The organism is Thalassospira sp. NFXS8, from assembly GCF_040148805.1.
GTDB lineage: Bacteria > Pseudomonadota > Alphaproteobacteria > Rhodospirillales > Thalassospiraceae > Thalassospira.
On sequence record NZ_JAGEMF010000002.1, the window covers coordinates 278,117 to 295,920 of the forward strand.

18 protein-coding genes and 1 tRNA gene are annotated in these 17,804 nt (G+C 47.1%); 5 read left to right on the top strand and 14 right to left on the bottom strand.

The genetic code is table 11. The features are described 5' to 3' along the window. Positions 1–6: 6 nt before the first annotated feature. From trpA to J4E05_RS10615, 3 genes are all read right to left on the bottom strand, one after another. A complete protein-coding gene (gene trpA, locus J4E05_RS10605; RefSeq protein WP_349595217.1) occupies positions 7–855 on the bottom strand; it encodes a tryptophan synthase subunit alpha in 849 nt (282 codons plus the stop codon). After that, positions 852–2,075: a tryptophan synthase subunit beta gene (gene trpB / locus J4E05_RS10610; protein ID WP_349595219.1), complete on the bottom strand. Its 1,224-nt coding sequence runs from the start codon at positions 2,073–2,075 to the stop codon at positions 852–854. Before trpB ends, trpA begins: the two co-directional genes overlap by 4 nt. A gap of 123 nt (positions 2,076–2,198) precedes the next feature. After that, positions 2,199–2,375 (bottom strand): zinc-finger domain-containing protein, encoded by a 177-nt coding sequence (locus J4E05_RS10615; RefSeq protein WP_085578687.1) that lies wholly within the window; start codon positions 2,373–2,375, stop codon positions 2,199–2,201. 135 nt (positions 2,376–2,510) lie between these two features. Between J4E05_RS10615 and J4E05_RS10620 the strand changes: the two genes are divergently transcribed. From J4E05_RS10620 to J4E05_RS10640, 5 genes are all read left to right on the top strand, one after another. After that, entirely contained in the window at positions 2,511–3,485 is a 975-nt protein-coding gene (locus J4E05_RS10620; RefSeq protein WP_085593163.1) for an ABC transporter ATP-binding protein, read from the top strand. A gap of 188 nt (positions 3,486–3,673) precedes the next feature. Further along, positions 3,674–3,973 (top strand): hypothetical protein, encoded by a 300-nt coding sequence (locus J4E05_RS10625; protein ID WP_349595223.1) that lies wholly within the window; start codon positions 3,674–3,676, stop codon positions 3,971–3,973. A 29-nt stretch (positions 3,974–4,002) separates the two neighbouring features. Further along, on the top strand, positions 4,003–4,923 hold the full coding sequence (locus J4E05_RS10630) for an alpha/beta hydrolase (RefSeq protein WP_349595225.1): 921 nt from the start codon (positions 4,003–4,005) through the stop codon (positions 4,921–4,923). A 145-nt stretch (positions 4,924–5,068) separates the two neighbouring features. Beyond that, the gene (locus J4E05_RS10635) at positions 5,069–6,805 is read left to right on the top strand and encodes an adenylate/guanylate cyclase domain-containing protein (RefSeq protein WP_349595228.1); all 1,737 of its coding nucleotides are present in this window, start codon (positions 5,069–5,071) and stop codon (positions 6,803–6,805) included. Between the two features lie 275 nt (positions 6,806–7,080). Further along, positions 7,081–7,157: transfer RNA gene (locus J4E05_RS10640), tRNA-Arg, on the top strand. Positions 7,158–7,394: 237 nt separating this feature from the next. Here the strand turns inward: J4E05_RS10640 and J4E05_RS10645 are convergent. The 11 genes from J4E05_RS10645 to J4E05_RS10695 form a co-directional block, all read right to left on the bottom strand. Next, a complete protein-coding gene (locus J4E05_RS10645; RefSeq protein ID WP_349595231.1) occupies positions 7,395–8,504 on the bottom strand; it encodes a glycosyltransferase family 4 protein in 1,110 nt (369 codons plus the stop codon). Continuing rightward, positions 8,495–9,616 (bottom strand): glycosyltransferase family 4 protein, encoded by a 1,122-nt coding sequence (locus J4E05_RS10650; RefSeq protein WP_349595234.1) that lies wholly within the window; start codon positions 9,614–9,616, stop codon positions 8,495–8,497. Before J4E05_RS10650 ends, J4E05_RS10645 begins: the two co-directional genes overlap by 10 nt. Then, positions 9,613–10,572: a glycosyltransferase family 2 protein gene (locus J4E05_RS10655; RefSeq protein WP_349595237.1), complete on the bottom strand. Its 960-nt coding sequence runs from the start codon at positions 10,570–10,572 to the stop codon at positions 9,613–9,615. Before J4E05_RS10655 ends, J4E05_RS10650 begins: the two co-directional genes overlap by 4 nt. Before the next feature lie 102 nt (positions 10,573–10,674). Next, a complete protein-coding gene (locus J4E05_RS10660) occupies positions 10,675–11,631 on the bottom strand; it encodes a glycosyltransferase (protein WP_349595240.1) in 957 nt (318 codons plus the stop codon). After that, positions 11,631–12,743, bottom strand: coding sequence for a glycosyltransferase (locus J4E05_RS10665; RefSeq protein WP_349595242.1), 1,113 nt, complete (start codon positions 12,741–12,743; stop codon positions 11,631–11,633). The genes J4E05_RS10660 and J4E05_RS10665 overlap by 1 nt, the downstream gene beginning before the upstream one ends. Before the next feature lie 22 nt (positions 12,744–12,765). After that, the gene (locus J4E05_RS10670) at positions 12,766–13,503 is read right to left on the bottom strand and encodes a methyltransferase domain-containing protein (RefSeq protein ID WP_349595245.1); all 738 of its coding nucleotides are present in this window, start codon (positions 13,501–13,503) and stop codon (positions 12,766–12,768) included. After that, on the bottom strand, positions 13,494–14,219 hold the full coding sequence (locus J4E05_RS10675) for an FkbM family methyltransferase (RefSeq protein WP_349595248.1): 726 nt from the start codon (positions 14,217–14,219) through the stop codon (positions 13,494–13,496). The genes J4E05_RS10670 and J4E05_RS10675 overlap by 10 nt, the downstream gene beginning before the upstream one ends. 9 nt (positions 14,220–14,228) lie before the next feature. Beyond that, complete coding sequence (locus tag J4E05_RS10680) at positions 14,229–15,119, bottom strand: glycosyltransferase family 2 protein (protein ID WP_349595249.1); 891 nt, start codon at positions 15,117–15,119, stop codon at positions 14,229–14,231. Beyond that, on the bottom strand, positions 15,112–16,230 hold the full coding sequence (locus J4E05_RS10685) for a glycosyltransferase family 2 protein (protein ID WP_349595252.1): 1,119 nt from the start codon (positions 16,228–16,230) through the stop codon (positions 15,112–15,114). The genes J4E05_RS10680 and J4E05_RS10685 overlap by 8 nt, the downstream gene beginning before the upstream one ends. 64 nt (positions 16,231–16,294) lie before the next feature. Next, positions 16,295–17,071, bottom strand: a complete 777-nt coding sequence (locus J4E05_RS10690) for a cephalosporin hydroxylase family protein (protein ID WP_349595255.1) — start codon at positions 17,069–17,071, stop codon at positions 16,295–16,297. Then, positions 17,068–17,802, bottom strand: a complete 735-nt coding sequence (locus J4E05_RS10695) for a formyltransferase family protein (protein ID WP_349597540.1) — start codon at positions 17,800–17,802, stop codon at positions 17,068–17,070. Before J4E05_RS10695 ends, J4E05_RS10690 begins: the two co-directional genes overlap by 4 nt. Between the last annotated feature and the right edge of the window lie 2 nt (positions 17,803–17,804).

The following is a 17,804-nucleotide window of genomic DNA, read 5'->3' on the forward strand; positions in this document are numbered from 1 at the left end:
GCAACATTATTTGCGGGCGTTGCGTACACCATCGGCCAGTTCACGTACCAGACCAGAGACCACAAGGGCGGTGTTATCGGTGGCCTTGCCGTTTTCGTCAAGGCTTTCAGCGATTTTTGATACAATCGCCGACCCTACAACAGCGGCATCGGCCTCGCGGGCGACCTCGGCTGCCTGGGACGGCGTTTTAATGCCAAAACCAACGGCAATCGGCAAATCGGTATGGCGGCGCAGGCGCGCCATGGCCTCAATGATCTGGTCATTGGTGGCCGATCCGGCCCCGGTGACACCGGCAACCGACACATAATAAACAAAGCCACTGGTGTTTTGCACCAGTTTGGGCAGGCGTTTGTCATCCGATGTTGGCGTGGTCAGGCGAATAAAGCTAAGACCTTTTTCCACGGTGGGAATGCAAAGCTCGCTATCTTCTTCGGGCGGCAGGTCAACAACGATCAGGCCGTCAACCCCGGCATTGCGGGCATCTTCAAGAAATTCATTCACACCGTAAATATAGATGGGGTTGTAATAGCCCATTAAAATAATCGGTGTTTCATGGTCCTGATCGCGAAAACCGCGCACCAGCGACAAGGTCTTGCGCATATGCATGCCAGCAGCAAGCGCGCGGTTGGAGGCCTCCTGAATGGCAGGGCCATCGGCCATCGGATCGGTAAAGGGCATGCCCAGTTCGATGATGTCGGCACCGGCATCAGGCAGGGATTTTAAAATTTCAAACGATGTTTCCGGGTCCGGGTCGCCAGCGGTGATAAAGGTTACCAGACCGGCGCGGTTTTCTGCGCGCAGTTTTTCGAACCGTTTGGCGATGCGGTCCTTGCCGCCGATAATTGCGTCGCTCACAGTTTGACTCCCAGTGCTTCGGCCACGGTAAAGATATCCTTGTCGCCCCGGCCGCTCAGGCACATCAGAACGATCTGGTCCCTGTTCATTTTCGGCGCGGTCTTGACGATCTGCGCAATGGCATGGCTGCATTCCAGGGCGGGAATGATGCCTTCCTTTTCTGAACATAGGGTAAAGGCCGATAATGCTTCCTTGTCCGTGATCGACACATAATTAACCCGGCCGATGTCTTTTAACCACGAATGTTCCGGGCCGATACCGGGGTAATCCAGCCCGGCAGAAATCGAATCGGCTTCCTTGATCTGGCCGTCATCATCCATCAGCAAATAGGTACGGTTGCCGTGTAAAACACCCGGGCGTCCTGCGGTCAGGCTGGCGGCATGGTGGCCGGTGTGCACCCCATGCCCTGCGGCCTCGACACCGGTAATGGCAACGTCCTTGTCATCAAGGAACGGATGGAACAGGCCCATGGCGTTTGACCCGCCGCCAACGGCTGCGACCAGTTCGTCGGGCAGGCGGCCTTCGGCATCAAGGATTTGTTCTTTGGCTTCGTTGCCGATCACACATTGAAAATCGCGGACCAGTTCGGGGTAGGGATGGGGCCCGGCCACGGTGCCAATGATGTAAAATGTATCGGAAACGTTGGTCACCCAGTCGCGCAGGGCTTCGTTCATCGCATCTTTAAGCGAACGTGAACCCGATGTAACCGGTTTAACCTCGGCGCCAAGCAGGCGCATCCGAAACACGTTGGGCGATTGGCGTTCAATGTCCTTTGCACCCATGTAAATGGTGCAAGGCAGGCCAAAACGGGCACAGACAGTGGCTGTTGCCACACCATGCTGCCCGGCACCGGTTTCGGCGATGATACGGGTTTTGCCCATGCGTTTGGCCAGCAGAATCTGACCGATGCAGTTGTTGATTTTATGCGCGCCGGTATGGTTAAGGTCTTCGCGCTTGAAATATATTTTTGCCCCGCCCAGATGGTCGCTAAGCCCCTGCGCGTAATAAAGCGGGTTGGGCCGGCCCACATAATATTTCAGGAAATAATCCATTTCCTTGCGAAATGCGGGGTCTTCCCTGGCGTCCTTATAGGCTTGCTCAAGTTCGAGGATCAGCGGCATCAGGGTTTCGGCGACAAACCGGCCACCAAACTGGCCAAAATGCCCTTCCGGGTCTGGCAGGGTGCGAAAACTGTTTATCGAATTTGGAGCAGACGTCATGGATAGTCCCCGTTTTGGGCCGCAGCAACATTACTGCGACGGGTGAGGCGGGCAGATCAGGATAAAACATTCCCGCACAAATACGGGCCTGCTGGCAGGCTGAAATGTGCAGGGCAGACGACCCTAGTGGTCAGCATGTGCGAGGGTTTTGTCCAGGATATATTTTTTCGAGCAATACGGGCAGACCACCTCGCCTTTTTCCTCAAGATTGAGGTAGACGGTCGGGTGACCCAGATGGCCTTTGCCACCATCACAGGCAATATTAAGGCTGCCGACTTTGATTTCTTCGGTGATCTTCATATATCTCGTTCCCAGTTTGCGCCGATATTGACCCCGGTTCGACCGGGATGATACCCATAACGCACATTCAATCAACACTTCCGCATCGGTTTAGCGCAATTGCGCCATGTGGAAAAGAGCGGAGATCATGCATTTATGAATGCAATGCCCGATTATGCGATCGAGGTCGAAGGTCTGACCAAGGTCTATAAAAGCGCGCAAGGCGAAAAGCTTGCGCTTGATAACGTCTCATTGAAAATTCCACGCGGTTCGTTTTTTGCCCTGTTAGGGCCAAACGGCGCCGGAAAATCTACTTTTATCAATATCCTGGCGGGTCTGGTCACCAAAAGTGGCGGCACGGCAAAAATCTGGGGGCATGATATTGTCGATCAGATGCGTCTGGCGCGCTGCTCGATCGGCATTGTTCCCCAGGAACTTAATCTCGATGCATTTTTTAGTCCCCGCCAGGCAATGGAATTGCAGGCCGGCTTGTATGGTGTGCCGAAATCCGAACGTCGGACCGATGAAATTCTCGATGCGATTGGCTTGCTCGACAAGGCGGATTCGTATGCCCGTTCGCTTTCGGGCGGGATGCGTCGCCGTCTTCTGGTTGGCAAGGCCATGGTGCATAACCCGCCGGTTCTGGTCCTTGATGAACCGACAGCCGGTGTCGATATCGAACTGCGCCAGCAATTGTGGGCCTATGTAAAAGAACTCAACAAGGCCGGTGTCACCATTGTTCTGACCACGCATTACCTTGAAGAAGCCGAAGAGCTTTGCGATCAGATCGCGATCATCAACAAGGGCAAGGTGATTGCCCATGAAGATAAAAGAACCCTGTTGCGGCGTATTGATCACAAAGCGCTGATCCTGACGGTAAAAGGCACAATTGGCACCATTCCCGACGCATTAAAGCCCTGGGGTGCCGAACAAAAAGGCGAAAGCCAGATTGCCCTGCATTATCGCCCCAGTGAAAACAGCATGGCGGATATTTTGTTGGCCATTCAGGCCAGCGGTCTGGAAATTAACGATCTTTCGACCGATGAAGGCGATCTGGAAGATATCTTCCTGATGTTGACCCGCGAAAATAACAAATCGCTGGCCGAAGGTGCCGCCGGACAGGCAGCCTGATATCAACGGATTGGTGAAAATGCCAGTCAGCACAAATTGACGCAAAATTTTACGTCCGATCCCGGCAGGATCATGCCATCCTGCCGGGATTATTTTTATCTGACGGATCTTGCAAAAGAAAATATGCGTCAGGGTAACAGGCCGTGTGGTGCCTTTGACGACCGATGAACAATGCGGTTATGGATCTCGTGAAATTGAAAATTCCCGGTGTCATGGATCATGCCAGGGCTGTTATGGCCGGGGCCCTGTTGTTGTTGGTTGCGGGATGTGCGCCATCTTTACGCCCGGCGGGAAAGCCGATGGCGACGGTATCGTTTGTTCTGGGCAGCGACGCAGAAACCGGGCAGGACAGCAAACAGGCCATTAAAAATGTCGATATGGCCGATGATCTTGCCCATTGCTCGGTCAATGCCAACACCAATACCAATGTCGGCATCAGCGCTGCGACGGATGTTCATAAACACCAAAAACTGTTTTCCGCACGATAGATGGCACGTTACTGGCGTTACAGCGTTGGATGCCCGGGCCTGACGCTGTTTCCATTGTGTCAGGTGCTGCCTGTAAGGCGTCTGCAAAGGCGGATGTCGAACCCGGGGACGCGGCAGGGCAGGCTTTGGCGGCCGCGCCACAGGCGGTGATTTTGGGGCTGCACGGCTTTGGTGATTATGCCAATGGCTTTGCCGAGGCGGGGGCGCAACTGGCGCAACAGGGCATTGCGGTTTATGCCTATGACCAACGCGGTTTTGGCCGCTCGCCCACGCGCGGTTTTTGGCCAGGTGCCAGCAGCCTGGTCCAGGATGCCAGCGACGCCCTGCTGGTTTTGCATCATCTTTATCCGGCAACGCCGGTTTATCTGGTTGGGGTCTCGATGGGGGCGGCGGTGGCGACTATAACGGCGGCAAGTCGCCCGCATGTGATGGACGGGGTTATTCTGGTGTCGCCCGCGGTATGGGACCGGGCCGACATGCCATGGTATCAAACCATGCCGCTTGCGGTTTTATCGCATAGCTTGCCGTGGTTACCGGTGTCGGGCCGCGGATTGAAGATTTGGCCGTCTGATAATATCGAAATGCTGCGGCGTTTGGGCCGGGATCGCAATATGTTATCATCGGTGCGGGTTGATATGGTGGCAGGTGTTGCCGATTTAATGGATATGGCGCGTTTAAGGGCGGGGGATCTCGATTTGCCGGTTCTGGTGATGTCGGGCCGCAAGGATCAGGTTATTCCGCCCGATGTGATGGCGTCTTTTGTTCGGGATTTGCCCGGAATGGCAAAAACGGCATCCTCAACCAGGATTGATAAGGGATCGGCAACAATTTGTGTGTATGAACAGGGATATCACATGTTGCTGCGCGATTTGAACGGGCCTCAGGTGATTGATGATCTTGCGATGTGGATCAGGGGCAGCCCCCGCGATGAAAGCAGCCAATGCCGCTAGCGCGGATCGGGATTGCTTTTTGACCGCAACGCCAGGATCAGGTAACATTTTGAAGCATTTGAAAAATAAGGGCTGATTGACCATCATAATACATCAGGAGATGTATTAGGTCCGGTTGGCCCGCTGCGGAAGGATCAGGACCGGTATGCTGCGGACCGTTCGAGCAAAGTTCCTGGGTGTCGCGGCCTTTTTTGTCGTCTGCCTGACCATTGGAACCGGTTTTTCCGTGATCCAGTCTTTGGGGATCAATGGCGACCTTGAGGCGGTGTCGCGTTATGTAACGCCGGTCAAGGATGCGCTGTCTGATGTGCGCGCCCGCCAGCTTGAACAGATTTCCCTGCTGGATCGCTATATGCGTGTGCTCGAAAGCGACGGGGCCGATGCCTCGCTGTTAAGCGGCATTGAAATTGAAATCAGCGCCAAACAAACCCAGATCGAACAGGCTTTTCGCAAGGCATTTACCTCTGCTGCCCTTGGCCGGGCGCAGGCCAGTACGCATTTCGAGCAGGGGGTTTTACTTAACCTCGATGTGCGAATGCGGGAATTTGCCGATATTTCCTCGCAATTCAATATCGGGGTCGAAAAGCTGCTCGATTCGGTGCGCGAAGGCGACATTTTAACTGCTCAACGGCAGGAAAACATTGTTCGGGGCATTCATCGCAATATTGTTTTGAACCTGCGAAGCGAGATTTTACGCCTCGAGCGGTATGTTTCCGAAACGGTAGAGGCCGTTTCGGCCCGGGAAGATTTTCTGATCCAGGCCGAATTTATCATGATGTTGGTGGCGGCTATCGCCGGCCTTGGCATTGCCTATTACCTCGGCATTGGTGTGGCGCGCACGGTTGCAGATACGACCAAGGCGATTAACAGTGTGCAGTCGGGTAAACTCGATACCAACCTGGATTTTAAAGGGCAGGGTGACTTTTCCGCGCTGGCTAACGCCTTTAACCGCATGACGCGGGAATTGCGGGTGCGGTTTCGGATGCGCGAACGGTTTGGCAAATATGTTGATCCCAAGGTTCTGAATAATCTGTTGTCGCAGGAAACGGCGCTTGAAACCTCGCAAAAGCGGGTGATGACGGTCAGTGTGGTGAACCTGACCGGGTTTGACTGGCTGGCCGAACATACTGCGCCCGAAAAACTGGTCGATTTCCTCAATGATTATCTAACCGCGATGACAGAGCCGATTTCCGGTCATAGCGGCATTATTGATAATTTTATTGGCGACCGGGTGATGGGCTTTTGGGGGCCGCCGTTTTGCAATGAAAAAAGCCATGCCATGCATGCCTGCAAGGCCGCGCTGGAACAAGTGGCCCGCTTTAACGCCCTTAAAACCAAATATGCCGACCTGATTGGTGATCACGGCCTTGATATCCGCATTGGTATTGCCACGGGCGAGGTCGTGGTGGGGTCGATCGGCACCGATAAATCGCGTGCCTATACAGTGGTGGGCGATTGTGTGAACTATGCGCACCGCCTGGAAAAAGCTAACCGCATTTACGGCACACGGATATTGGCGTCCAACGAAACGGCGGAATTGGCATCATCCGATGTCGAGATGCGTGATCTGGACCATGTTGTATTGCTGGGGACTGAAAAGGTGGTTTACCTGTATGAAGTCCTGTCTGAAAGCGGACAACTGAGCGACGAGCGCCGTGAATGGCGCAAGGATTACGAAACGGCAATGGGCTTTTACCGCGAAGGTACGTTTGATCAGGCAGGGCCGTTATTTGAAAAGGTGCTTGAATTTAACGATGCCGATTTTGCCGCCCAGTTGATGATGAACCGCATGGAACGCCTGAGCCGTCGCGAACAGGACCGTGAATGGAACGGCACCTGGGTGGTGCGCGACCCCTATGAACGCCGGGACGTAGAAAGCTAGGCGGGTTTACGGCCTGTTAGGTGGTGATTTGATGCCGCAGGACGGATGCCTGGTGGTGCAGCGGCGTTGGCACTGGCATTGAAGCTAGGTAATCCCGATGCGGTGCCAATTGTGTCGATGCCGGAAAATGACTGGCCGTAAGGGCTGGTCAGGGCATGATTGCTATAGGACCAATAAAATTCGGAATCGGGCAATGAATTGATCAAAAACCCTTGCCCGTCTGTCACAAAACCTGTATCACCCAAACCGCTTGGTCAGAACAGACAAAGCCATGTGCACCCGTAGCTCAGCTGGATAGAGCGTTGCCCTCCGAAGGCAAAGGCCACTGGTTCGAATCCAGTCGGGTGCACCATTTTTTTCATGTGTGTTGCTATATAATATATCGATTTTATTGATGAATATCGCCGATATAGCGATGTTAATACGGCGCATAGCATAGTAAACTAATCTGTAAATCAAATGCCAAGCCACGCATTTTTGTAAATGTGGTATCTAGATAGATATTGGCAGGATGATTTTTCATCGTATTATATGGGAGTCCCCGGTCAACTAGGGAGCAAAATTAAGTAAAACTTGATTGTATGAGAAGTCATACTTCTGATGACACGTCTCTGAGTAGTTTTTCCCATTGATCCAGGACTTTTGAGAGATTGAAGCTGTCCGGCAATTCATCTTGTCGAGCAACCAGTGCTGTTCTTGCTGTCTCGTTTACCATTAACCATTCTAAAGCCTCGGCTAGAGAAGTGATGCGATCCGGTCCCGAGACCAATATACCGTTATGTCCGGATGAGATCAATGTGTTCACGCCTGCGCAATCAGCAAAGCCAACTGCTGGTAACCCGTGGCGCAACGCTTCTATTAATACCAAGCCCAGGCTTTCATATAGTGAAGGCAGGGCAAAGAGCTGTGCTGACGAATATTCTTCTGAAATATTTGATGTTGCACCGGGCAGCAATATTCGATCAGAAAGTTCTAGTTCGCTAATGCGTTTTTCGAGTTTTTTGCGTAATTCGCCGTCCCCAACGATCCGTAAATCCCAGTTCGGTACATGTGGCGCAATGCGCGCAAAGGCTTCGACAAGTGTGATGTGATCTTTTTGATCTGCAAGGCGCCCTACTGATAGTAGTATTTTACGCTTTTTTCCTTGTCCGGTAACGTCAGCGCGCTGCTTAATCTTGATTGTGACCGGATTGGAAACAACCTCCGTCATCTGACGTAAGTTTTTTGGGTATTCGCGCCGAACCTGATCGGACACCACTGTGATCCGTCGTGTGAACCAAGGCATAATTGCCAATAGTGCTCTTTCTATCGGTCTTGTTTTATAATGTGCCGGCAAAATATGTTCGCTGGCGATGACGGGTATGCCTGTAGCCGTCAAAGAAATTCCGAGGGGGATAAAAGTACTGTGCATGAATGCTACGACAGCATCTGGCTTGATTTGACAGGTTTTACGGCGATATTGCCAAACGCGGGCAATTATATCGAACATTGTGGTTGAACGATCAACTTTCCCAATGCCCAGAGTAATCCAGTTGATCTTGCTATCAAGAGGATAGAAGGATAGCTGACCGGGGCGATCGGACGTTATGACGTGAATATCGTGTCCTCGGGCGGCTAATCCATTTACAACCTCAACAAAGACCCGTTCGGCACCGCCTCCAGCACTTGATAAGGCTTTGATTGCAAAAACTAAACGCATTCGCCAACCGCCTGATGCAACATTGTTTCCCATTTGTCGATAATAAGGTTTGGCGCAAATTTTTCAGTTGCTTTTCGTCCTTTATCACCCATTTCCCGGCGCATTTCTGCATCATTCATTAGTTTGGCCAAAGTCGCAGCAAGGTTCGCGGACTCTCCGTTACCGGCGGCGAGAAGACCGGTTTGGCCGTCTAGGATTAATTCATTTACGCCAGCGCAATTTTTAAAGCCTACTGCTGGTAATCCATGAGTTTGTGCTTCTGCCAACGCGTTTGGGAATCCTTCCCATCGTGAAGGAAGACAAAATAAATGGGCACTAGTGTAGTGGCTGCTTACATTTGATGTTGATCCAGGCAGCAAAATCCGGTCGGCTAATTCGTTTTCATGGATTATAGTTTCAAGTTCAGCACGTTGTTCTCCCTCACCGACAATGATTAAATCCCAATCGGGAAAACCCGGAGCCAGTTGGGTGAATGCCGAAATAAGGGCTTGATAATTTTTCTGCCAACTCAGTCGTCCGACGGAAAGAAGTTGAAATCGTCTGTTTGGAGCAGCGACGTCAGGATGAGTGATATGTTGAGTAGGTGGAACAGGGTTGGGAATTGTCACTATCTTGTTGTGAAGATACCGTGGATACAGTGTGCGATAGCCTTCGCACTGGATAGTGACAGTGTGCGCAAATCTGAAGCTGTTAAATGTCAGAAGGCGGCGTCTGTTACCGGCGCGCGTATGATCGAAACGTGTCGGTGCATTTCTTTCAGCGGCGATTACGGGGATTCCCATGCCTGCACTGAATAACCGAAGCGCTTTATAGGGACCGTCCTGAAAAGCAATGATAGCTTGTGGTTTCCGGGTTCGAAGCAGTGAACGTACGGCTTTCATACGATTTCTTAGGATGTTTAAACTGGCTCGCTGTGTGGGGTCACCAATGTTCATACGATGCCATTTTACCCGAGCGTCTAATGGGTAAAATGTCGTTGCTTCCTTTGGATCCCAGGTCAGAAAATCAACATCATGGCCACGTTCTACCAGTGCATTCATCACAGTAATGATCATGCGTTCAACGCCGCCTGCGACATTGTCAACGGCTCTAGCGGAAAACATCAGTTTCATGAAGGTTGTCTTTCCCGGATCCGCTTTTCGTGCATTAGTCTTTTGGGGCCAGTTGCCCAGAAATGACGTGATGTCGCAAGAGGGTATCGCGCAAACAGATTAATTAGTTCCCAGGTGAATTTTAGATATTTCCGTTTGAAATGGTAGTATCTTAGTTTTGGCCAATGCCAAGCATAGTAATAGAATCCTATTTTATTTAAATATTTCTTATGTTTGCGGACGATTTTTTGTTCGGCGGCGAGATTTTTTTCCGGCGATTTATCTTCGGATGTTGTTGAATATTGAATAAATAATGGTTCTTGTGTGCCGATAAAATGTCCATCTAGTAATGCCAGTCGAATGGCAAAATCGGCATCTTCGACACGGCGTAGAGTAGAATCAAAGCCCCCTACATATTCGAACGTTGATTTGCGGGCCAACAGAGAGCAAGTTGGTGTTCCTGTGCCGTAAAATCGATCTTTATGTTTGCGATAGAGCAGTAAATAGTCTGCGATTTCGGAACCGTTCGGTGCTATTTCGCCCTGCGAACCGATTGCAGGCAATTCAAGTTCATATCCAGTGTCATATTTTCGACGACCTGACGCATAGCAGGCAACGAGGTCTACTTTTTGCTGTTTTTCGTAGTCTTTTAAGTGTTGCACCTGACTACTGATCCGGTTTGGAAGCGATATATCGTCGTCGTCGAAGAAAGCAATGAACTCACCATTCGCCCGTTTTAGAATTGTATTGCGGGCTGCTGCCGGACCAGCATTTTGCGGGTGCTGTATGAGGTTGATACCTGTTCGGCCAGCAATTGCCTGCTCAATAATTGCGACGGAACCATCTGAGGAGCAGTCATCGACGATAAAAATTTCAATGTTGGGCCAGTCTTGTTCCAGAGCGCTCTTAATCGCACGATCAATAGTCGAATGAGCGTTAAAGCATGTGATGCCGATAGTGACCAGGGCAGATTGCATTGAGGCAGTAACCAGTTTTTTGCGCTTTATGACATCGCAGTTTTTAAAATACAGGATCGCCTAATAGTAATGGCTTTCTCAAAGCTGATGTTTTCGTTGTCTTTATATATCATGAAACTTTCGAAATGCGCGATTTAACGCCAGATTGGGCGCGGCTTCTTTCAACCGTCGGGTAGTTAGTATGGGGTGCGTGAATATTAGTTGTGTTAAATAAAAACAGAATTTCAAACGCTCCCCCTTTAGCCACACTTGTTTGCTCTTCAGCCAGCGCAGACAAAAAACATATTGTCCTGCAGCTTCCATGATATCGCGATGTTTTTTCATAATATTCAACATATAGCGATGTTCGTCGTTCAGGCTTTTATCAGAGCTTTTTGTCATTGATTGACGAACAAGGGGTTCACCAATGCCGGTAAAATGCCCGCCGGCAAGAGCCAGGCGAATATTGAGCTCTGTATCCTCACCACGACGAAAAGCTGCATCAAATCCGCCGAGGTCGCGGTATGTACAGGTGCGTGCCATCTGGCTACATGTCGGGCAGGCCCCATTCCCATCAATCAGAGGCGTGCCCATTAAAATGCGCTGGGCAACTGCAAGCCCCGATGGTGCGGATGACCCTGTGCACTCACCCATAGTGTGCTCAATACGTTCCGTGCCATCAGGATAAATTACCTGGCGGGCTGTATGACAGATAACTGGAGCACCGTTGGAAAATTCCTTTTCATAGGTAATTATCCGATTGATTTGCATTGTGATCCGGTCTGGAACACTTTCGTCATCATCATCAAAAAATGCGATATATTCACCGCGTGCCTCTTTGATGATTTGATTGCGCGATGTTGCGACGCCCGAATTGATCTCATTGCGTAAAAGACGGATTTCCGGATGAATCGTCGCCATCTTTGATACGATGTCAGGCGTGTCATCCGATGAGCAATCGTCACAAATGAGGATTTCGATCGGGCGCCAAGTCTGAGATAAAGCAGATGTTATAGCCTTTTTCACGCTATCGGCGGCATTGTAAGTTGTCAGGCCGATTGTTACCAGAGGCTGACTCATTATTGTTTATCCTGTGACAATTCATCAAGCATCATGACCCATTGATCGATAATGTGTGTATTGTCGAAATTTGTCATCCGCTTAGCCGCCAGGGCACCTTTTTCAGCGCGCTCGGCATGGCCCGACATCGCTTGTGACAGAGTGTCTGCTAGCGTGACCGTACTGTCGGCGCCTGGGGCAAGCCATCCGGCCCCCAGAGAAATGAGGTCGGATACGCCTTCGGCATCCGCAAAGCCAACAGCAGGAAGACCGTGTGCCATTGCTTCTGCCAAAGCGTTGGGGAAGCCTTCCCATAGTGATGGCAAAACAAAGAGATGTGATTCCTGATATAGGCTGAAAATATTTGCAACGGCGGGGGTCAATGTAATGCGTTTTGCAAGACCCAACTCTTCAACGAGAAGATTGAGTTTATCTCGCTCCGGACCGTTTCCGACAATACGAAGCTGCCATTCTGGATGAAGATCGGCAATGCGCGCGAAGGCGTTTATAAGGATATCAAGACGTTTTTGAGTGCTATCAAGACGACTGACAGTGAGCAGGGCGTATTTGCCGTTGGATCCTGGTTGATTTGGTTGCGCCAAAGTATCCGCACGTGAAACCGGATTTGGAATAGCCAAGATTTTTTTGTGAAGAGATTTGGGGTATCGCCTAGCATATCCGGGCAATTGCACCATAATACGGTGAGCTAAATGCAATAATGTAAAGCTTATGGCACGTTGAAGGAACGAATAGCGTAGCCAATATATCGAAGGACCATTGCGTTCGGCTGCAATGATAGGCGTGCGCGCCAATTTGGCAGCCGCATAAATTGTTTTATCTCCGCTCATCACGAATCCGATAAATGCGGAAGCTTTTTCACGCTTTAGGAGAGATGCCAAGCGAAGAGTACGTTGGATTTTATCCAGAAAAGTCGTGTCATTGCCCAAACGGTGCCATCTTATTTGTGGGGACAGCGAATAAAAGCAATCAGTTTCGTTTGAGGCATCCAGAGAAACAAGATGTACCTCCATTCCACGCGCAATTAAAGCATTGGCCAAGGTGCAAATCATACGCTCGGCCCCGCCAGAAGACTGGTGTAAACGGAAGAAGTACAAAAAAACACGCAAGTTCATTCTAATTTTTCAGTTTATTTTATTACACAGATTTGCGTGCTATGATCAAATAACCAAGCGATGCGCTGCAGACGGAAGCATCTTGTTGGGCGCTGATGTGACTTTGACCTCTATACTTACATGCAAAATATAAAACGTCGAGTAAGAGGGAAATTTTTATTCTAAGGGCGCGAAATGGCCCAGGGCATCCCGAGATCGACGCTCCTGTTGAAAAGGGTCCCCAGTTTAGAGATTCTATTTTTATATCATTAAATCCGTGCCGAGATAAAAATTCCCGCCAATAATTTGGGGTAAATCTACTATAATCGTTTGGATGCCCGTGAACCTGGTATATAAAGGGAACGGTAAAGATAATTTTTCCGTTTTCTTCCAGTATTCTGTTTATTTCTGTCAGGCAGATCGACACATCATAAATATGCTCGAAGGTATTTAGGGAAATGACATGGTTGTATGTGTTTTCGGCGCAAGGTATTTTTCCATCGACATCAACTATAAATGTCGGATCCATGTTTTTATCAATGTTTGCCGAGTGAAAAAAATAATCGGAATTTTCTTTTATCCATTTTTCTTTAATATGATTATATTTTGAATTTTCCCCTCCGCCAAAATCAAGTATTTTCCCGTCAATCTGAATATGGGATAGTTTCTCATATTCCAGAGTCCTGAGAACTGATTTATCCATTTTCCGTGCAAAGAGTTTAAGAAATCTGGTAAATGTAGGAAATTCCAGAGAAACGTCTTGTGGTTGGTTTAGTGCCATGACAAAATCACTCTGCTTTCGAGGTCCAGATCTGAAATTACTTTTTCCAGTTTTTTCTGCCGAGGTTTTAATGACGGAATTTTCTCCGAGTGAACTTCGACGAGAATGGTGTCAAATTTAGTTGAGTATGCAGGTGTCAGAAGCGCATCCAGAACATCATATTCTGCCCCTTCAATATCCATCTTTATCAGCCGGATATGGCCTAGGGTATCAATAATATCTGTGATGTTTTTAACAGGGACAGTTTCACTTCCACTACTACCGTCAGCACTCTTCTTATTTTCGACGATACTGTTGCCCTCAGTATTGAAAGAGCCATAGTTCAAACGAGTTTCACCATTATAATTGCTGACTGCTGCATGATGTAGTGTGATTTTCTTGCCATAATATTTGAAGCGTCTCTTAAGGAGAGATATACAGCGAGAATCGGGTTCGTAGGCGTGTATATTGGCACCGCGAGACAAGAATAAAGATGAAATACTGCCAACATTGGCTCCCAAATCCAGGACTATGTCGCCTCTATTTATTTTCATTATTTCATTTCGGGATCCAGGAATGGTTTTTATTCTTAAAAATACGGGCATCAAATGAATAATCGGCTCAATAATAGGTATAGCATAGATGCATTTTCGATAAAAAATATCGTAAAAAGAGAAGTTAACTCCAAATAAATGCATTAAAAAATGAAAAAAAATTCTGTGTATCTTCTGGAGCATCCGCAATTTTTATTTTCCCCTTAGGTTTGAAAATAGTTTTTTGTTGATTGCATAGAGTGTGGCTAAGAGAAATTTGTATCGGTACTTCTTTTTTTTTGCATAAAAAAACTTTGCTGCCTGAAATATAAAAGAAGATATATAAAATTTCTCGGCCTTCAAGTATTTTTGATATTTAATTAAAAGTTGAAAGCTGTCGATAAGGGGTTTAAAATTACTTTTTTCATGAGAAACTGTCACATGTTGTCTTATAAGAGGTTCAGGGCAGCCAATAAAAACGCCTCCCATTAACGATAGCCGAATGGCCCAATCAAGGTCTTCTGTTCGTCTGAGGTTGGGATCAAAGTCACCGACAGCTAGAAAGGTTTCCCTTCTTGCTATTAATGTACCGGATCCAACAGGGCCAAATACGTATCCAGGTTCTTTATAACCGGCAAGAATATTAAGTGCGACCATTTTTCCGTGCGGTGAAGGGGGAGTTACCCCTATGGCGCCCATATATTGACTGTTTTCTTCGGAAATAACTTCCCGTGAGCAATAACAGGCAACTAAGTTTGTTTTATAAGAAATTTCTGCCTTTTCTATAAGGTGAATTTGCTTGTCAAACCTTTCTGGGTGAGCTTCATCGTCATCATCTAAAAAAGCTACAAATTTTGATCTTGCTTCATGAATTAATTTGGAGCGAGAAGCGGCAACGCCTTTATTTTTTATATGCCTGATTAATTTTATTTTTTTATTTTTATTTATGTTTTCTTTGATTATTGAAACCGAGCTGTCAGTTGATCCATCATCTAAAACCAAAATTTCGTTAATGATTTTGTCAGATTTGATGAGAGATTTTAAACATCTCTCAATTGTCGCCTCGGCGTTCCAGCAGGTTATAGCTACAGTTAAGTTATTCATTTAGTTGGTCGTTAATTGTGTCGGACACAAAATTGGCTGCTTCTAGGATATTTTTGGCGCTTGGATTTTCAAATATTTTCTTTTTAAATGTATGTTCTTTTTGCTTTAGGGAATCTAGTTTTCTTTTTATTCGAAGTGTAGCTTTATAAAACATGAATAGGGTTTTTGATGGGCTGTTTTCCTTTAATATTTGGTGGCAATATTTTGTAATGTCCTTTTTTTGAGAAGGAGGGGCTGATACTATTGCTCTGGCTAGTTGATATGGTAAGCTTGTTGTTTTATTTGATATTATTTTTTTGTCTGATTTTAAGTAAGATTCATAAACTAAAATTGGTACCGATGTGGTTTTCCCTGTTCCTAAAGTTTCATGAAATCTTAATTTTCCTTCTGTAAAGAAATCAGTACAAGAATTTCCGTTGGAAATTTTTGCACCATTACTGTGCTTGGAAGATCCTCCTATCATTAATGGTTTAAAAGAGAATGCATATTTTTCTATATGTTGAGAAATACATACACCCGAATATACATCAGGATTTATTGATTTAAAGAATTTTCCTTGACTTTCTTTAATTTCTTTTATGACGGAATGGTGTACGAATCCACCATTATATATCCAAGGCAATGATTCGTGCCCAGCCTGTCCATTAAGAACTTTATTCAGCCAAATTCGGGATTCTCTAACCTCTACTCCTTTTCCTGATCTGATTATTAGTTTGTTGGCGTTGGTTCTGTCTAAGGCATCCGGCCAATAAAATTTGCACATGTTGGAGCTGATAGCTCTGACATTGAGTTTGTTGGCTAGCTCAATGAATTCTTCTGCAGCATTTGGAAGCATTCCATCATCATCACCAAGGAATGTCACCCATTCGCCAGCAGCATGTTCGAGTGCAAACTCCCAATGCTCAGACATTCCTAATCTTCTTTTAGTTCTGATATATCTAAATCTCTTGTCCTGCAATTCGTCGAAGACTTTTCTTGTTTCAGAGCTGCTTAAATTATCACTTACTATAAATTCAATATTTTCACATTTCTGATTTTTTAATGTTTTTAGACACCAATATAGCGTATCTGCTCGATCTTTTGTTGGAACGATTATCGATATTTTTTTCATTTTTATAGCATCTTGATTTTATGTTTATGAATTATTTTTCATTTTGGTCTATTGATGAGAAATATCATTTCTTCTTCAAATAACCATTTGGAGCCACAGTAATGAGAAGTTTTTGCTCAATATTTTTGTCAATTTCAAATTCTGGGTGGCTTTTCAAATATTCCCAAACTGCTGTTTTCGGGTTGTTTCCGGGACCCCAAGGGCGGTCAGGGAACATTTCTTTTGGCAAGTCTTCTACAATGGTATCAAAGATAACGCAGTAACTGCCTGACGTGGTGAGTGGCGCGTAGGCTTCCAGTTCCGCAAGGACATGATCGTGTGTGTGGTTGCTATCAAGGCAGACAAGTACACGAGAGTATTGCCGGGCGATCTGTTGGACCTGCTCTATAACGTCGTTCGAGATGCTTGAACCTTGAATCATTTCAATCCGGGAAGCCATCGGATGAGCTTCTATTGCTTCCTTGTTATGAGACCGAATGTCGATATCAATACCCAGAACTTTACGTTTGGAAACGGATGGATTTATCGTTTTCTCTTGCTTAATCGCGTCGCACATATCCAGCATCGCCAGCATGGATGCGCTAAAAATTAACGATCCGCCGTGTGCTATCCCGGTCTCAATGATCAAATCGGGTTTGATGGACCAAATAAGCTCCTGCATTGCTACAATGTCTTGTGGATACTGGATAATAGGGCGTTCCATCCAGTCAAAGTGATAGGAATATTTCAGTTTGTTTGCCGCATTGATCCAGTTTAGTGTGTGCGCTTTTGCTGAATTGTCATTTCCCATTAGCTCAATTTCAGCTTTCCGTTCTTGTTTGAATTTATCTTGGGGGGTCATTGGTTCAACTTTCTGATTCGTATTGAAATTTCATATTTCTGCCCATCTTCTTCAATCCAGCAGCCTGGATGCGGCGAGAATGTTCGGGCACGTAGCAGGTTAAGTATTTCACGTCCCTGATAGAATTTGTCTAAATCAATATGGCTTGCGTTTTCTAGCTCGGATGCGAAATGAAAAGATCCCGCATTCGCTGATTGAGGGATTGCGGGAATGTCTCCATGTCGAATTGTGGGCCATGCCATTTTGACTAATTCAACCATCGCATTCTGAGCTTTATGGTATAGACTTTCACCCGTATCTGTCCAATCATAAGGGATCGGAAGCTGGGCAACTATGGCACCAGTGTCTATTCCCTTGTCAACTTTGTGAAGCGTAACACCAAAAGGTGTGTTTTCTACTAATGCCCAAAAATTGTAATGTTTACCACGGTTCCATGGTAAAAAACTTGGGTGGGTATTAATGAAACCCATCTTCGGTATTTTTATTAAATCTTCGGTTATTATTTTAGGCCACCAAGCCAGTAGTCCGAGGTCAACGTCATGGGGTATTTTATTGATTAAATCTCCCTCATTTTGAAAAACGAGGGATTCTATACCAGATTTATCCGCCATTCTTTTGATGTTATTTTTTCCAGTGGAAACAACGACAGCGACGTCACTCTGATATTGATTCAGCAAAACGTCTAAAATTTTTTCTCCAACTTCACCGTCAGCAAATATCGCCAACCGCATTG

What these genes read in the sequence shown, in the direction of transcription:
- J4E05_RS10680 (WP_349595249.1), bottom strand. Translation starts at nt 15,119, where the DNA reads ATGAATAACTTAACTGTAGCTATAACCTGCTGGAACGCCGAGGCGACA.
- trpB (WP_349595219.1), bottom strand. Translation starts at nt 2,075, where the DNA reads ATGACGTCTGCTCCAAATTCGATAAACAGTTTTCGCACCCTGCCAGAC.
- J4E05_RS10620 (WP_085593163.1), top strand. Translation starts at nt 2,511, where the DNA reads ATGAATGCAATGCCCGATTATGCGATCGAGGTCGAAGGTCTGACCAAG.
- J4E05_RS10665 (WP_349595242.1), bottom strand. Translation starts at nt 12,743, where the DNA reads ATGAACTTGCGTGTTTTTTTGTACTTCTTCCGTTTACACCAGTCTTCT.
- J4E05_RS10660 (WP_349595240.1), bottom strand. Translation starts at nt 11,631, where the DNA reads ATGAGTCAGCCTCTGGTAACAATCGGCCTGACAACTTACAATGCCGCC.
- J4E05_RS10655 (WP_349595237.1), bottom strand. Translation starts at nt 10,572, where the DNA reads ATGCAATCTGCCCTGGTCACTATCGGCATCACATGCTTTAACGCTCAT.
- J4E05_RS10615 (WP_085578687.1), bottom strand. Translation starts at nt 2,375, where the DNA reads ATGAAGATCACCGAAGAAATCAAAGTCGGCAGCCTTAATATTGCCTGT.
- J4E05_RS10695 (WP_349597540.1), bottom strand. Translation starts at nt 17,802, where the DNA reads ATGCGGTTGGCGATATTTGCTGACGGTGAAGTTGGAGAAAAAATTTTA.
- J4E05_RS10685 (WP_349595252.1), bottom strand. Translation starts at nt 16,230, where the DNA reads ATGAAAAAAATATCGATAATCGTTCCAACAAAAGATCGAGCAGATACG.
- J4E05_RS10675 (WP_349595248.1), bottom strand. Translation starts at nt 14,219, where the DNA reads ATGCTCCAGAAGATACACAGAATTTTTTTTCATTTTTTAATGCATTTA.
- J4E05_RS10650 (WP_349595234.1), bottom strand. Translation starts at nt 9,616, where the DNA reads ATGAAACTGATGTTTTCCGCTAGAGCCGTTGACAATGTCGCAGGCGGC.
- J4E05_RS10670 (WP_349595245.1), bottom strand. Translation starts at nt 13,503, where the DNA reads ATGGCACTAAACCAACCACAAGACGTTTCTCTGGAATTTCCTACATTT.
- J4E05_RS10630 (WP_349595225.1), top strand. Translation starts at nt 4,003, where the DNA reads ATGCCCGGGCCTGACGCTGTTTCCATTGTGTCAGGTGCTGCCTGTAAG.
- J4E05_RS10645 (WP_349595231.1), bottom strand. Translation starts at nt 8,504, where the DNA reads ATGCGTTTAGTTTTTGCAATCAAAGCCTTATCAAGTGCTGGAGGCGGT.
- J4E05_RS10690 (WP_349595255.1), bottom strand. Translation starts at nt 17,071, where the DNA reads ATGACCCCCCAAGATAAATTCAAACAAGAACGGAAAGCTGAAATTGAG.
- J4E05_RS10635 (WP_349595228.1), top strand. Translation starts at nt 5,069, where the DNA reads ATGCTGCGGACCGTTCGAGCAAAGTTCCTGGGTGTCGCGGCCTTTTTT.